The organism is Cupriavidus metallidurans CH34 (assembly GCF_000196015.1).
Classification (GTDB): Bacteria; Pseudomonadota; Gammaproteobacteria; order Burkholderiales; family Burkholderiaceae; genus Cupriavidus; species Cupriavidus metallidurans.
The window spans coordinates 2422244-2435895 of record NC_007973.1 but is presented as its reverse complement, the minus strand read 5'-3'; the positions used below and the strand labels follow the sequence as shown (position 1 = coordinate 2435895).

Annotated in this window: 11 protein-coding genes; 5 read left to right on the top strand and 6 right to left on the bottom strand. The window is 65.9% G+C overall.

The features are described 5' to 3' along the window. Window positions 1–14: 14 nt before the first annotated feature. From RMET_RS11150 to RMET_RS11135, 4 genes are read right to left on the bottom strand one after another with little or no spacing between them, the layout of a single operon-like run. Window positions 15–803 carry an ABC transporter ATP-binding protein gene (locus RMET_RS11150; protein ID WP_011516928.1) on the bottom strand — a complete coding sequence of 263 codons (789 nt, stop codon included), beginning with the start codon at window positions 801–803 and terminating at the stop codon, window positions 15–17. After that, on the bottom strand, window positions 797–1840 hold the full coding sequence (locus RMET_RS11145) for an ABC transporter permease (protein WP_011516927.1): 1044 nt from the start codon (window positions 1838–1840) through the stop codon (window positions 797–799). The genes RMET_RS11150 and RMET_RS11145 overlap by 7 nt, the downstream gene beginning before the upstream one ends. A gap of 4 nt (window positions 1841–1844) precedes the next feature. Continuing rightward, window positions 1845–2870: an ABC transporter substrate-binding protein gene (locus tag RMET_RS11140; RefSeq protein ID WP_011516926.1), complete on the bottom strand. Its 1026-nt coding sequence runs from the start codon at window positions 2868–2870 to the stop codon at window positions 1845–1847. 36 nt (window positions 2871–2906) lie between these two features. Beyond that, the gene (locus RMET_RS11135) at window positions 2907–3998 is read right to left on the bottom strand and encodes an LLM class flavin-dependent oxidoreductase (RefSeq protein WP_011516925.1); all 1092 of its coding nucleotides are present in this window, start codon (window positions 3996–3998) and stop codon (window positions 2907–2909) included. 194 nt (window positions 3999–4192) lie between these two features. On the opposite strand from RMET_RS11135, the gene RMET_RS11130 reads away from it, so the two are divergent. The 5 genes from RMET_RS11130 (at window position 4193) to bluB (ending at window position 9267) form a co-directional block, all read left to right on the top strand. Further along, window positions 4193–5401 (top strand): acyl-CoA dehydrogenase family protein, encoded by a 1209-nt coding sequence (locus RMET_RS11130; RefSeq protein WP_011516924.1) that lies wholly within the window; start codon window positions 4193–4195, stop codon window positions 5399–5401. Between the two features lie 102 nt (window positions 5402–5503). Next, entirely contained in the window at window positions 5504–6124 is a 621-nt protein-coding gene (locus RMET_RS11125; RefSeq protein ID WP_011516923.1) for a cysteine dioxygenase family protein, read from the top strand. Further along, entirely contained in the window at window positions 6121–7719 is a 1599-nt protein-coding gene (locus RMET_RS11120; RefSeq protein ID WP_011516922.1) for a rhodanese-related sulfurtransferase, read from the top strand. Before RMET_RS11125 ends, RMET_RS11120 begins: the two co-directional genes overlap by 4 nt. A 164-nt stretch (window positions 7720–7883) precedes the next feature. Then, window positions 7884–8480 carry a ParB-like protein gene (locus RMET_RS11115; RefSeq protein WP_011516921.1) on the top strand — a complete coding sequence of 199 codons (597 nt, stop codon included), beginning with the start codon at window positions 7884–7886 and terminating at the stop codon, window positions 8478–8480. Between the two features lie 103 nt (window positions 8481–8583). Continuing rightward, entirely contained in the window at window positions 8584–9267 is a 684-nt protein-coding gene (gene bluB / locus RMET_RS11110) for a 5,6-dimethylbenzimidazole synthase (protein WP_011516920.1), read from the top strand. A gap of 123 nt (window positions 9268–9390) precedes the next feature. On the opposite strand, the gene RMET_RS11105 is transcribed toward bluB, so the two are convergent. Both RMET_RS11105 and RMET_RS11100 read right to left on the bottom strand, forming a co-directional pair. After that, entirely contained in the window at window positions 9391–10278 is an 888-nt protein-coding gene (locus RMET_RS11105) for a universal stress protein (protein WP_029307459.1), read from the bottom strand. 30 nt (window positions 10279–10308) lie between these two features. After that, window positions 10309–13047 (bottom strand): cation-transporting P-type ATPase, encoded by a 2739-nt coding sequence (locus RMET_RS11100; RefSeq protein ID WP_011516918.1) that lies wholly within the window; start codon window positions 13045–13047, stop codon window positions 10309–10311. Window positions 13048–13652 lie beyond the last annotated feature (605 nt).

Below are 13652 nucleotides of genomic sequence, written 5' to 3'. Positions count from 1 at the left end.
CGTTGCGCTGCCTGTTACCAGCTGGCATCCAGACCCAGATGCCGCAACGCTTCGTGCCGCAGTTCGGTCAGCCGAGGGTCGCCGCGATGGCGTGGGTAGGGCAGGTCCACCTCGATCTGTGCGGTGATCTTGGCCGGGCGCTGGCTGAACACGATGACGCGTTGCGCCAGGAACAGCGCCTCCTCGACATCATGCGTGACCAGCAGGGCGGAGAATCCAGCGCGTTGCCACAGTTCGACCAGATCGCTCTGCATGGCCAGGCGCGTGAGCGAGTCCAGTTTGCCGAGCGGTTCGTCGAGCACGAGCAGCCGTGGATCGTTGACAAGCGCGCGGGCCAGCGCCACGCGTTGCGCCATGCCGCCGGAGAGTTGATGCGGGAAGGCATCCGCGAACGCTTCGAGGCCCACGCGTCGGAGCGCGGCGTCGACGCGATGGCCTTCACGTCGCAACAGGCCGCGAGCCTGCAGGCCGAGCGCGACGTTGTCACGCACGCGCCGCCACGGGTACAGCGTGGGGTCCTGGAACACCACGATGCGGGAGGGATCGGGGTGGTCGATGGGCGTGCCATCCTGCCGGATCTCCCCGGCGTTCGGCGTTTCGAGCCCGGCCACCAGGCGCAGCAGCGTGGACTTGCCGCAGCCACTCGGGCCGAGCAGCGCGACGAACTCGCCGGGCGCGACGTCGAGGCTGACGTCGTCCAGCACCGGCAGCCGCCGCGCGCCGTCGCCGAAGGCGTGGCTGACACCGCGAATGTCGATCCGGGCGCCAGCGGCCTCGGGGGCGTGTTCCAGTACGGCTACCATTTGACGGTTCCTTTCTGCCAGGAGAGCGCGCGGTCGCGCACGGCGAACAGCAATGTGATGACCCCCGAGAACAGCAGTGCCATGACGATCAGCGCTGCATACATGTTCACGTACGATGCCCAGCCCTGAGCCCAGGTCAGGTACCAGCCCAGACCGGATTTCACGCCCATCATCTCGGCCGTGACGAGCACGGAGAACGATGCGCCAAGCCCCATGAACAGGCCGACGAATACCTGCGGCAGCGCGGCGGGGATCGCCACCCGCAGCACCAGGAACCAGCCCGATGCACCCATCGTGCGCGCCACGTCGTAGTAGCTCTTGTTGACGCCGGCCACGCCCGACCACGTCAGCACCGCCACCGGAAACGCGGTGGCCAGCGCGATCAGGAACACCGCTGCGGAATAGCTCGACGGAAAGAAGTAGAACGTGAGCGGCAGCAGCGCCGTGGAGGGCAGGGGGCCAAGCACACGCAGCACGGGGTGAATCCAGTAGCCGATGCGGCGCGACCATCCGATCGAGACACCGATCAGGAAGCCGGCCAGCGCGCCGTATCCCACGCCAAGGCCGAGCAGCTTCAACGTGTTGAATGCGCTGTCGCCCAGACGTTGCCAGTCGTCGAGGTAGACCTCGATCAGCGCCTGGGGCGGCGCGAAGAATGGCGTCGGCAGGATTGCCATCTTCGCGGTCAGGATCTCCCACGCGGTGAAGACCAATGGCAGGGCGACGAGCCAGGGACCGGCTGCCCGCAGCGTGGCGACCGCGTGCTGAAGCGGTCCGCTCCGGCTTGCGTACCCGCCCGCCAGGGCCAGCAATAGCAGCGCGGCGGACACGCCGAGCACGACGATGCCGAGTTCCTCCGTATAGGCCCAGTCGTTGAACCCGGCCATCTTGTTGGGCCAGCGCCAGGTCACGGCGCCGAACACGCCCCAGGCCAGTGCCGCCACGATGCCCGTGGGCCAGACCGTCACGCGTGGGGCGACGGTCCTGGGGGCGGGTTGCGCGAGCCGCGCGTTAAGGGTGCTTTGGTTGGTCGTCATGGTCTTACCCCAGCACGTTGGCGTAGACATGCTGCGCCAGGCGTTTGGCATCGGTGGACTTCTTGAGCACACCAATGCGGCGGAAGTCGTCGGCGTAGAACGCGATCTCCTCCTGCAGATCCACACCGGTCGGGTGGTGCGTGTAGGTGAGCGTGGCGTAGAGCTTGCGCAGATCGTCCGGGCTGATCTTGGGCGAGTACTTGGCGAACACCTTTGCCGCCTCGTTGGGGTTCTCGTTGACGTAGTCCGTCGCCTGCACGATCGAACGCGCCAGCGCGGCCGCTGTCGGGCGATCGTTGCGAACCAGCTCGCCCCGCGCCCCCACCACGCAGCAGACCTTCCGTGCGTATTCGCCCGTCAGGTTGGTGGCCAGTTCCACGTACGCGCCGTTGGTGCGCTTCTCCAGCAGGTAGAGGTTCGGGTCGCCATCGGCGATTGCCTGGATCTCGCCCTTGTCGACGGCCACACCGAGCAGGTCGGCCGGGTACTGCCGCCAGGTGATGTCGCGGTCGGGGTCGATGCCGTTCTTGGCCAGCAGGATCGTGAAGAAATGCTTGCCCGGTGCGGCCAGGTCGCTGACGCCGACGGTCTTGCCCTTGAGTGCCTGAAGGTTCGTGACGCCGGCCGCCTTCGCGCCAACCAGCCGCACGCAGCCGCCGTGCGAGCTGCCGATGATCTTCACGTCGAAGCCGGCTTCGAGCGGCTTGAGCCAGCGATGAATCATGCCCACGGCGGCATCGGCCTTGCCGGTGGCGATCGACTCGAGCAACTGGTCCGTGGACCCGCTGTAGTTGATCAGATCCACCTGCAAGCCGTTCTTTTCGAAGAAGCCTTTCTCCTGCGCCACGACGATAGGCGTCAGGCAGAAGGAATTCTGGTTCCACGCGAAGGTGAGCTTGCGCGGGGCCGACCAAGCCTGTCGGCCCAGGATCAGCGCGGGCGCGGCGATAGCCGTGGTGCCGGCCAGGCGTAGCAGGCTGCGGCGACGATTGTCAGGGCGGGACGACTTTTGGGACGGCTGCTGGCTCATGGTTTTTTCTCCCCGTTTTCAGTTGTTCAGGCCGGTTCAGGCTGCCTTGCGCTGGCGCTCGGCATCGCGTTGCGCAACGAGCGCGCGCACGCGCGGAATCAGTTCGCGACCGTAGTCGACGGCATCGTCAAGCGGATCGAAGCCGCGGAGCAGGAACGTGCTGACGCCGAGGTCGTAGTAGGCCAGCAACGCCTCGGCCACCTGTTCCGGCGTGCCAACCAGACCGGTCGAATTCGAACGGCCGCCGGTTTCGCGCGCGATGGCGGTCCATAGACGTTGATCAACGCGGTCGCCCTTGTCGGCGGCGGCGAGCAGGCGACGCGCGCCCTCGCTCTGTTGTGGGCCGCCACGGCTGTAGCCGGCCTGCACGCGCAACGCGCGGGTGCGTTCCAGGATGCTGTCGGCGCGCGCCCACGCCTTTTCCTCGGTGTCCGCCAGCACGGGCCGGAACGACACCGAGAAACGCACCTCGCGGGCATGCCTGGCGGCCTCGGCACGCACGCGCGTGGTCAGCTCGCGTACCTGGTCGAGGGATTCGCCCCACAGCGCGTAGACGTCGGCATGTTTGCCGGCCACGGCGAGCGCTGCTTCGGAAGCACCGCCGAAGTAGATCGGCACATGCGGCTGCTGGGCGGGTTTGACTTCGGAGAAGCCGCGCTGGAAGCGGTAGAACGTGCCCTCGTGATCGAAGGGCTGGTGCTCTGTCCAGATGCGGCGCAGGATGCCAAGGTACTCGTCGGTACGGGCATAGCGCTGGTCGTGATCGAGATAGTCGCCGTCGCGCCGCTGTTCGTCGTCTGACCCGCCCGAGATGAAATGCACCCCAAGCCGGCCGCCGCTGAACTGGTCGAGCGTGGCGATCTGCCGGGCGGCCAGCGTCGGCGCGGTGAAGCCGGGGCGATGCGCCAGCATGAAATGGATGCGCTCGGTCACGGTGGCCGCGTAGGAGATCGTCAGCGTGGCCGATGGCCCGGTCGAGTGGTGAGGTACCAGGATGCGGTCGAACCCGGCCTGCTCATGGGCCTGCGCGAATGCACGCACGTAGTCGCGATCGATCACGGGCCCGTCAGGAGGGTGAATCTCGGACTGCTTCTGGCTCTGGATCATGCCGATGATGTCGACGCTCATGGGTGACGCTCCTGGTTCGTGAAACGGTTCGAGCCGCCACCGTAAGCCAGCGCGCGCCGCGCGAGAACGAATAAAAACGCGACTCCATATGCGTTGGGAACCGATGCTCGATATGCGAATTGCGTCGTTATCGCCAGCCCGCTTCGGGCGGTACGCTATGCAGCGATTCGTTCACGTCTTCCGAAGGATTCCCGATGTCTTCGTCCCCCTTGCGCCGGCTGCCAACCAGTGAAGCGCGGCTGGCCAAAGTCCTTGCCGAACTCACGCCGCGCCTTGCCGCCACTGCTGCCGATCACGACTCGCGCGGTACATTTCCCCATGACAACTTCGCGCTGCTGCACCAGTACGGCCTGATCTCACAGGCGGTACCCGTCGCTTCGGGAGGCGGTGGCGCCGGGCTGGCGGAGGCGCGCCGCATCATCGCCGCCGTGGCCGGTGGAGACGCCGCGACGGCGCTGGTGTTGACGATGACCTACCTGCAGCACCGCGCGATCGGCCGGGACGAGGCACGCTGGCCGGAGGCGGTGCGCGCGCAGGTGTTCCGCTCGGCCGTGGAAGAGGGGGCGCTGATCAACTCATTGCGCGTAGAGCCGGAACTGGGCTCGCCGGCACGGGGTGGTCTGCCCGGCACCGTGGCCACGCGCGTGGGCGATCGCTGGCGGCTGCGGGGGCACAAGCTCTACAGCACGGGCATCCCCGCGCTGCGCTGGCTGGCGGTCTGGGCGCGCACGCACGAACCGGAGCCGCGGATCGGGGTGTTCCTTGTGCCGAAGCCCGAAGCCGACACGCCGGGCATCCGTGTGATCGAAAGCTGGAACCACATGGGACTGCGGGCATCGGGCAGCCATGAGACCTTGCTGGAGGACGTGTGGATCCCGATCGAGCATGCGGTGGATATCCGTCCGCCATCGGCCTGGGCCCCGGCGGGCGCGAGCCAGGCCGATATCGACGGCAATATCGACCAGCAGGCGTGGATGGTGGTGCTGCTCGGCAGCCTCTATGACGCCGTGGCGCGTGCCGCGTACGACTGGATTCGGGATTTCGTGCGCGAACGCGCACCTGGCAGTCTTGGCAAGCCGCTGGCAACCCTGCCGCGTGTGCAGGAGACCATCGGCGAGATTGCCGCGCTGCTGCGCGCCAACGAAGTGCTGCTGGACGATGCGGCGGGGCGTACCGACGCCGGCACGCCGCCGTCGGCCGAAGATAGCGGGCTGCTCAAGTTCACGGTGACCGGGAATGCCATCCGCGCAGTGGAGCTGGCGCTGCAACTCTCGGGTAATCACGGCTTGAGCCGCAACAACCCGCTGGAGCGGCATTATCGCGATGTGCTCTGCAGCCGCATCCACACCCCCCAGAACGATTCGATCCTGACTGCCGCCGGCCGCGCGGCGCTGGCCGACTGATCCCCGCAACGGAACGTCGCCGTCGTGCTATGTTTGCGGCAAACGTTAGCGGCCGCGACGCCTTGCCCAGGCACGACGGCCGAATGATCCAGGAGACATGGCATGTCCACATCGCCAACCCCTGCGCAGGCGCTCAAGCCCCTGCGCGATTTCATTACCGCCTTTACGGCGCTGCTCGACCAGCATCCCGACGAAGCCCGCATTCTCGACGAGGGCGGCAGTCTGCTGGCCAAACTCGTGGCTAGAGACGATTGGTTGCCCGATGCCTACGCGCAGCCGCATCCCGAGTACTACCAGCAGATGCTGCTGCACTGCGACTCCGCCGAACGCTTTTCGATTGTCAGCTTTGTGTGGGGGCCGGGCCAGCGCACGCCCATCCACGATCACACCGTATGGGGGCTGATCGGCATGTTGCGCGGGTCCGAATACGCGCAGCCGTTCGAGATCGATGCAGAGAGCACGCCGCAGCCACAAGGCGAGGCAACGCGGCTGGAGCCCGGTGACGTGGAGGCGGTGTCGCCGACGGTCGGCGACATCCATCGCGTGCACAATGCCTACGACGACCGCGTATCGATCAGCATCCATGTGTACGGGGCCAATATCGGCGCGGTACGCCGGCATGTCTTTCCGGAGACCGGCGGCAGCAAGGCATTCATCTCCGGCTATTCCAATTCCACCTTGCCCAATCCATGGGATCGTTCGAAGGACCCCATCGCGTCATGACTGAAGTTCAATCGTTTCCGACAACAACCAGCCTGGCCGTGCGCCAGGCATTGCTGGACCGCACCGAGATCGCCTTGATCGACGTGCGCGAGGAAGACCCCTATGCGCAGCAGCATCCGTTGTGGGCGGCCAACTTTCCGCTGTCGAAGCTCGAGCTCGAAGCCTGGGCGCGCATCCCGCGCCGCGACACGCGCATCGTCGTGTACGGCGAGCACGATGGCGAGGATCTGGCCCCAGGCGCGGCGGCCAGACTTCGGGAACTTGGCTACACCGACGTCTCGTTGCTGGATGGTGGTCTGACCGCATGGATCGCTGCAGGCGGCGAGGTCTTTCGCGACGTGAACGTGCCGAGCAAGTCGTTCGGTGAACTGGTGGAGGCGAAGCGGCACACACCGTCGCTGGGTGCGCCCGAGGTGCAGGCGCTGATCGACGGCAAGGCCGATGTGGTGATCGTCGACGCGCGTCGCTTCGACGAATATCAGACCATGAGTATCCCCACGGCCACGAGCCTGCCCGGTGCCGAACTGGTGCTGCGGATTCGCGAGCTGGCCCCGAACCCGGCGACGCAAGTGATCGTCAATTGCGCGGGCCGCACGCGCAGCATCATTGGCACGCAATCGCTGGTCAACGCCGGGATTCCGAACCCGGTGGCGGCGCTGCGCAATGGCACGATCGGCTGGAAGCTGGCCGGCCAGGAACTGGACCATGGCGCGAGCCGTGTGGCGCCGGTGCAGGTTGATGCCGCCAACCACGGCAAGGCGCGCGAGGGCGCCGGTGCCATTGCGGCGCGGGCTGGGGTCCGCCGTATCGGACTTGGTGAATTGGCGTCCCTGCATGTGCCGGACCGCACGGTCTACCAGTTCGACGTCCGCACGCCCGAGGAATACGCGGCCAGCCATCTGCCGGGATTCCGCAGCGCGCCCGGTGGACAACTGGTGCAGGAGACCGACCATCAGGCGCCGGTACGTGGCGCGCGCATCGTGCTGGCCGATGACGATGGCGTACGCGCGAACATGAGCGCGTCGTGGCTGGCGCAGATGGGGTGGGAGGTCTATGTCGTCGATCCCGTTGGCGAAGATAAGCGTAGCGAACGTGGATTGGCGGCCGCGAACGTTCCGCCATCGCCCGAGGTAGTGACCGTTTCGCCGGTCGCGCTGGCTGCATGGTTGAAGGAGGGCGACGTCGCCGTGATCGACGTGACCGCCAGCGCCAACTACGTCAAGCGCCATATTCCCGGCGCATGGTTTGCCATCCGTGCCCAGTTGGCACAGGCGATCAAGGCGATTCGGCCAGCGAAGCGCTATGTACTCACCTGTGGATCGAGCCTGCTGGCGAGGTTTGCCGCGGTTGATCTGCGGGCGCTGACGTCGGCCGAGGTTTTCGTGCTCGAAGGCGGCACGGCGGCCTGGGTGGAGGCCGGATTGCCGGTAGAGCAGGGGGAAACTCGTCTCGCCGTACCGCGCACGGACCGGTATCGCCGGCCCTATGAAGGCACCGACAACGCGGCGGCGGCCATGCAGGCGTATCTCGACTGGGAGTTTGGCCTGATCGCCCAACTCGACCGGGATCGCACGCACTTCTTCGAGGTGGTCTGACACGGGTAACGCCGAACGCACGTGCCGAGCGGAGGGGCGGCCCTGGTTTCCTATACTTGCGGGAACCAGGGCCGCTTTCTTTATGAGACGTACGTTGCGAGACGCGGCCTTCACGCTTCGGATTGCGGCCCTGGATAGAACCATGTGCCAGGAGGGTGACCGCCGTGCCGAAGATCCGAGAATCACTGATCCACGATCTGCATCCCACCCAGCTGACAGTGGGCATGATCGAAGTGCAGGATAAGAAGACGCACCTGGCCTCGTTGAAGCCCAAGGATCAGCAGGCGTTCATGGAGGCGCATCCGATTCCGGCCGTCGAAGGCCCCGGAGGCAAGCTCTACATCACCGATCACCATCACCTTGGCCGGGCGGCGCTGGAGGCAGGCCTCACGTCCGGCTTCTTTATGGTAGAGGCCGATCTCTCCACCAGCGCGCCAGGCGATTTCTGGGGGGAGATGGACAAGAACCAGTGGGTGCATCCGCTGGACGAGAACGGGGTGCGCCACTGCTACACCCTGATCCCGTCCCATCTGGAAAAACTGATCGACGATCCGTACCGGTCGCTGGCCGGCTACGTGCGCGATGCCGGTGGGTATCAGAAGACGCCTACAGCCTTCGCCGAGTTCGTCTGGGCCGATTTCTTTCGTCGCCACATCGCCGTTGAGGACCTGAAGGCCGACTTCCAGGCCGCCGTCAAATGCGCGAAGGTGCTGGCCGCCAGCAAATGGGCGTCGGGCCTGCCGGGGTTCCAGGCGAAGTAGCCTGCGACTTGCGCTTGTCGCTGCTGTTTGGTATTTGTCGGGCGTCCAGGCGTTGCATTCCGTTTCGGGATGACGCGGACATCGACAACAAGGAAGAAAAAGCATGTCAGGCCCGCACGTTGAAGCTTCCGAGCGCGAAGCGCTCTACCGCATCATGGCGTTGCGGCGCGATTGCCGTCATTTCACGCCCGGGCCGTTGCTTGCCGATGACCAGTTGGAACGGCTGCTGGATGCGGCGCACCAGGCGCCCTCGGTGGGCCTGATGCAGCCGTGGCGCTTCATGCGCCTGAGCACGCCAGCCTGGCGCGAACACCTGATTCCATTCGTGGAAGCCGAGCGACAGGCCACGGCACAGGCCCTGGGGGAACGGGCCGCGGAATTCCTGCGGATCAAGGTGGAGGGTATTCGCGATTGCGCTGAACTGCTGGCCGTGGTGCTGGCGCCGGATGACGGTACCGTCTTCGGACGGCGCAGCATGCCGCGTGAGATGGCGTGGGCGTCCGCCGCGTGCGCCGTGCAGAATCTCTGGCTGGCGGCTCGCGCCGAAAACCTGGGGCTAGGCTGGGTCTCGATGTTCGACCCCGAAGCGCTGGCACGCGAACTTCAGCTTCCCGAAGGCGCCACGCCGTTTGGGCTGCTGTGCCTGGGGCCCGTGCCGGCATTCTATGAAAAGCCGATGCTCGAGCAGATTGGCTGGCGGCAGCGCCGCCCGCTGCAGGAGATGTTGTGGGCGTCCCCGGACCTGCCGCCTGCCTCTGGTGGCGGGGAACAGGCCGGAGGCGACTGACAGCGGGAAGCGACCGCTTGCGGCATGGCGTGGCTACCGCAAAGGCTCCCGACCGTGAGAACGTCGCGGACATCGGTATTGTTGACGCTCCGTCTGGCCGGGTTGCCTTTTTCCCCGATACCTTCAACCCGCCGAGCGCGGCCGGGGCACGACCATTGAGTCGCAGGGCAGGCAGTCGAGCAGTTTTGCGGCAGTGCTGCCCAGCAACGCGCCAGTCAGGGCATCGCGACCCTGCGCGCCCATCACCACCAGGTCGACATCGTGCTGGCGGACGTGCTGGGTCAGGTGCAATTCCAACCCACCACGCACAATCAGCGGTGTGACGCGCGTTCCAGCGGGCAAGGCGGTGGCAGCGATGAATGCGTCGTACTGCGCTCGCTCCTGCGCTTGCGCGGAGGCAGGCTGCGGTTGCGTGTCGGTCAGCCCCGCGAAAGGCGGCAGGTAGGCATGAAAAGCCGTTAGTTCGCATCCCGGGAAAAGCTGCGCCGCCGTCAGCAGCGCATTACGCGAGGCTTCGGAGAAGTCGGTGGCCACAACGATCCGGCGGTAGGGCGCGTGCGGGCGATTACGCACTATCAGCAACGGCTGCGCGAGCGTGCGCGCCAGGCGCTCGACACTAGAGCCGAGCAGGAACCGGCCAAGCAACTCATACCGCGCAACGCCGGCGACCACCAGACCGACGCCGGAAACGGTTGCCATGTTGCGGATCGTCTCCGAGATATCCCGGGACTTCATGATTCGCACCTCGGCACGTACGGGTAGTCCGGCCAGGTCACGATCGATCTGTCGGCGGGCGATGTGCAGGGCATCGCCGTCACCGCCGGTATCGGCAGCCCAGGCCAGTGCCTGGTCCGGGTGCGCGGCGGGGTCGAGCACATGGGCCACGATCAGTTCGGCCTTCCATTCTTGGGCCAGTCCCGCTGCACGGTCCAGGGCGCGATCGCAGCGTGGGCTCAGGTCGGTGGCCAGCATCAGGCTGGCAGGCGGGGAGGTGGCGGGGAGAGTCGTCATGGGCATCTCGCTAATCGTTCAACGGCAGATTCAATCGGCAGCCAGACGCTTACCAGCCGGTTTGCGTCGGATCAGGATCTTTTCGAGTTCGGCGACGCAGAACACCAGCAGGCCGGCGCCGATCACCTTGCACCATTCCAGCGCGGACAGGTCGGTGGAATCAAACACTGCCTGCATCAGCGGCAGGTGTGTGTAGGCTAGCTGCAGCGGCACGCAGGCGGCAATGGCCAGCAGCACATACGGGTTGCCGAACAGCCCCTCGCGGTTGAGCACGGTCTTCAGGGTATGCCGACTGTTGAGCAAGTAGAACATCTCGGCGGCCACCACGGCGTTGACGGCCATCGTGCGCGCGGTTTCCAGGCTGGTGCCGTCGGATAGTTCCCACAGGAACAGACTGAGCGCCCCCGCCATCATCAGGATGGATACCATCGTTACGCGCCAGACAAAGAAGCCCGACAGCAGCGTTTCTCCAACCGGGCGCGGAGGCTTCGCCATGATGCCGTCCTCGGCGGGCTCGAAGGCCAGCGCCAGTCCCAGCGTGCTGGACGTGACCATATTGATCCAGAGTACCTGGGCAGGGGTGACGGGCAATGGCAGGTCGAACAGGATCGCGGCAATCACGATCAGCGCCTCGCCGCCGTTCGTCGGCAACATGAAGAGGATGAACTTCTTCAGGTTGTCGTAGACCGCGCGGCCCTCGCGCACCGCGTGGGCGATCGACGCGAAGTTGTCGTCGGCGAGCACCACGTCGGAAGCCTCCTTGGCTGCCTCGGTGCCCTTGAGCCCCATCGCGACGCCAACGTCGGCCCGCTTGAGCGCAGGCGCGTCGTTGACGCCGTCTCCGGTCATCGACACGACCTGGCCACCGTCCTGAAGCGCGCGGACCAGGCGCAGCTTGTGCTCCGGACTGGCGCGCGCGAATACGTCCACTTCCATCGCCACCCGGCGCAGTGCGGCATCGTCCATCAGTGCCACCTCGCTGCCGGTCAAGGCGGGCTTGCCCACGCCGATCGCCAGTTGCGCGCCGATCGCGCGTGCCGTTTCGACGTGGTCGCCGGTAATCATCTTGACCCGGATGCCGGCGTGGTGGCACTCGTTGACGGCACGGATGGCTTCCTCGCGCGGAGGATCGATGATGCCGACCAGCGCCAGCATCGTGTAGCCGGTTTCCACATCGGAGAACGCGAGCTTGTCGCCCGCGGGCGCTGCGCGCTTGCAGGCCAGGGCGAGCAGGCGTAGGCCCTGCGCCGCGGTGTCGGTCGCCATGCGGCGCCAGTAGTCCACGTCCAGCGGGCGCTCCCCATCGAGATTCCATTGCCGCGCGCACATGTCGAGGATGCGCTCAGGCGCACCCTTTACCAGGATCCACGGCGCATGATCGGCATCGTGGTGGTAGGTGGCCATGAAGCGGTGCTCGGATTCGAAGGGGATGGAATCGAGCCGATGCCAGCTGGATTCAGGATTCTGGTGTTCCAAGCCCGCCTTGGCGCCAGCCACCAGCAATGCACCTTCGGTGGGGTCGCCCTCGACGTGCCACATGCCGTCGTCATTGCGCATGTTGGCGTCGTTGCAGAGTACGCCGGTGCGCAGGGCCATGGCCAACGGCGCGCAATGCATGGGATCGACGACGTGTCCGTCGATGCTGAAGTCTCCCACCGGCGCATAACCGACGCCCCCGACATCGAATACATGGCCCGCGCAGACCATGCGCTGCACGGTCATCTCGTTGCGCGTCAGCGTGCCGGTCTTGTCGGAGCAGATTACCGTCACCGATCCCAGCGTCTCCACCGCCGGCAGGCGCCGCACGATGGCATGGCGCCGGGCCATGCGCTGCACGCCGAGCGCAAGCGTGACGGTCATGATCGCCGGCAGCCCTTCGGGGATGGCGGAGGCCGCCAGCGCTACGGCCATCATGAACATGTCGGCTGCGGAGTGGCCACGCCAGAGAATGCCGGCCACGAACACCACGGCGGAGAGCAGCAGGATGGCTACCGCCAGCCCGCGTCCAAAACGATCGATCTGCCGTACCAGCGGCGTCGACAGGCCTTCGATGCTGCTGAGCATCTCGTTGATCCTGCCCAGTTCCGTGGCGCTACCCGTCGCGACCACGATGCCGGTTGCCTGTCCGTAGACCACCAGCGTGCCGGAGTACGCCATGTCGAAGCGATCGCCCAGCGGCGCGTCTTCCGCCACGGGCGCGACATTCTTTTCCACGGGCAACGATTCGCCGGTGAGCGCGGCCTCCTCGACCCGTAACTCCTTGACCGAGGTCAGGCGCAGATCGGCGGGCACCCGGTCCCCCGAAGCCAGCGCGACCACATCGCCCGGCACCAGATCCGCAGCGGCGATTTCGTGCCGCTGGCCATCGCGAATCACGAACGCAAGCGGGGCGAGCATGGCGCGGATGGCATCAATGGCGGCTTCGGCCTTGCCTTCCTGGATGAACCCGATGACGGCATTGATCACGACCGCCACGAGCAGCACGGCCGCATCGACCCAGTGACCGAGAATCGCCGAGACGATCGACGAGCCGAGAATGATGTAGAGGAGGATGTTGTGGAACTGCAGCAGCAGCCGCATCAGCGGGCCGCGGCGCTTGGGTGGTGCGAGACGGTTGGGACCGTACTCGTCCAGTCGACGGGAGGCTTCGGCTGTGCGCAGACCGGCTGCGCTGGTCTGCAAGGTCTGCCCGACCTGTGTGTCGGTGAGCGTGTGCCAGATGGGGGGCGATTGGTTTTCGGTGTGGTGGCTGGCAGGAGGACCAGTCATGTGGAGTCGGGGCCTTTTTCTGCAACCGGGCGGGCCGGTCTCGCGTTTCGATCGGAGGCGCGCATTGCCTGGTCAAGCCGCAGGCATCTTCTGGGGAGCCTGCGACACGGCGATGGCCTGACGGAGAAAGGGCGTATCAGATACTAGCTTGCTTCGATCACGCCCCGATGACAACACCTTGGAATGCGCTGCACATCTCTATTTCAACATCGCTTGGCGCTTGAGGGAGATGATCTGCGTCAAAGTGGTCAAAGCTCTTCTTCGCGAATTGGGTCAGGGCAGAGTCACCGTCAACGGCGCATTCGGAGCCGTCAATCCGCCAGGGAGGTGCGATATCTGCAGGCTCGGCGCCCGCCCGCGAGCCTCATCCGGGATGAGCAAGCCGCAGCGTCGCAAGGTATGGGCTTGCCGAAGCGGCAAGAATCACCAGCCATGATCGGCAGGTCGAGAGGGTGGATAGGGAGTCGACGTTATCGATGAGCGTTCGATGGGCGCGCCCAGTATCGTGATCGGTGAAGGATGACGAATACCTTCGGCCATCGACAGACAACAAAAAACCCGGAAAGCTCGTCAGCGATCCGGGTTCACGGCAACGTTAGGCGTTG

Excerpts from the sequence above, each read along its gene's own strand:
- RMET_RS11120 (WP_011516922.1), top strand. The coding sequence starts at position 6,121 with ATGACTGAAGTTCAATCGTTTCCGACAACAACCAGCCTGGCCGTGCGC.
- RMET_RS11105 (WP_029307459.1), bottom strand. The coding sequence starts at position 10,278 with ATGACGACTCTCCCCGCCACCTCCCCGCCTGCCAGCCTGATGCTGGCC.
- RMET_RS11100 (WP_011516918.1), bottom strand. The coding sequence starts at position 13,047 with ATGACTGGTCCTCCTGCCAGCCACCACACCGAAAACCAATCGCCCCCC.
- RMET_RS11125 (WP_011516923.1), top strand. The coding sequence starts at position 5,504 with ATGTCCACATCGCCAACCCCTGCGCAGGCGCTCAAGCCCCTGCGCGAT.
- RMET_RS11145 (WP_011516927.1), bottom strand. The coding sequence starts at position 1,840 with ATGACGACCAACCAAAGCACCCTTAACGCGCGGCTCGCGCAACCCGCC.
- RMET_RS11135 (WP_011516925.1), bottom strand. The coding sequence starts at position 3,998 with ATGAGCGTCGACATCATCGGCATGATCCAGAGCCAGAAGCAGTCCGAG.
- RMET_RS11150 (WP_011516928.1), bottom strand. The coding sequence starts at position 803 with ATGGTAGCCGTACTGGAACACGCCCCCGAGGCCGCTGGCGCCCGGATC.
- RMET_RS11130 (WP_011516924.1), top strand. The coding sequence starts at position 4,193 with ATGTCTTCGTCCCCCTTGCGCCGGCTGCCAACCAGTGAAGCGCGGCTG.
- bluB (WP_011516920.1), top strand. The coding sequence starts at position 8,584 with ATGTCAGGCCCGCACGTTGAAGCTTCCGAGCGCGAAGCGCTCTACCGC.
- RMET_RS11140 (WP_011516926.1), bottom strand. The coding sequence starts at position 2,870 with ATGAGCCAGCAGCCGTCCCAAAAGTCGTCCCGCCCTGACAATCGTCGC.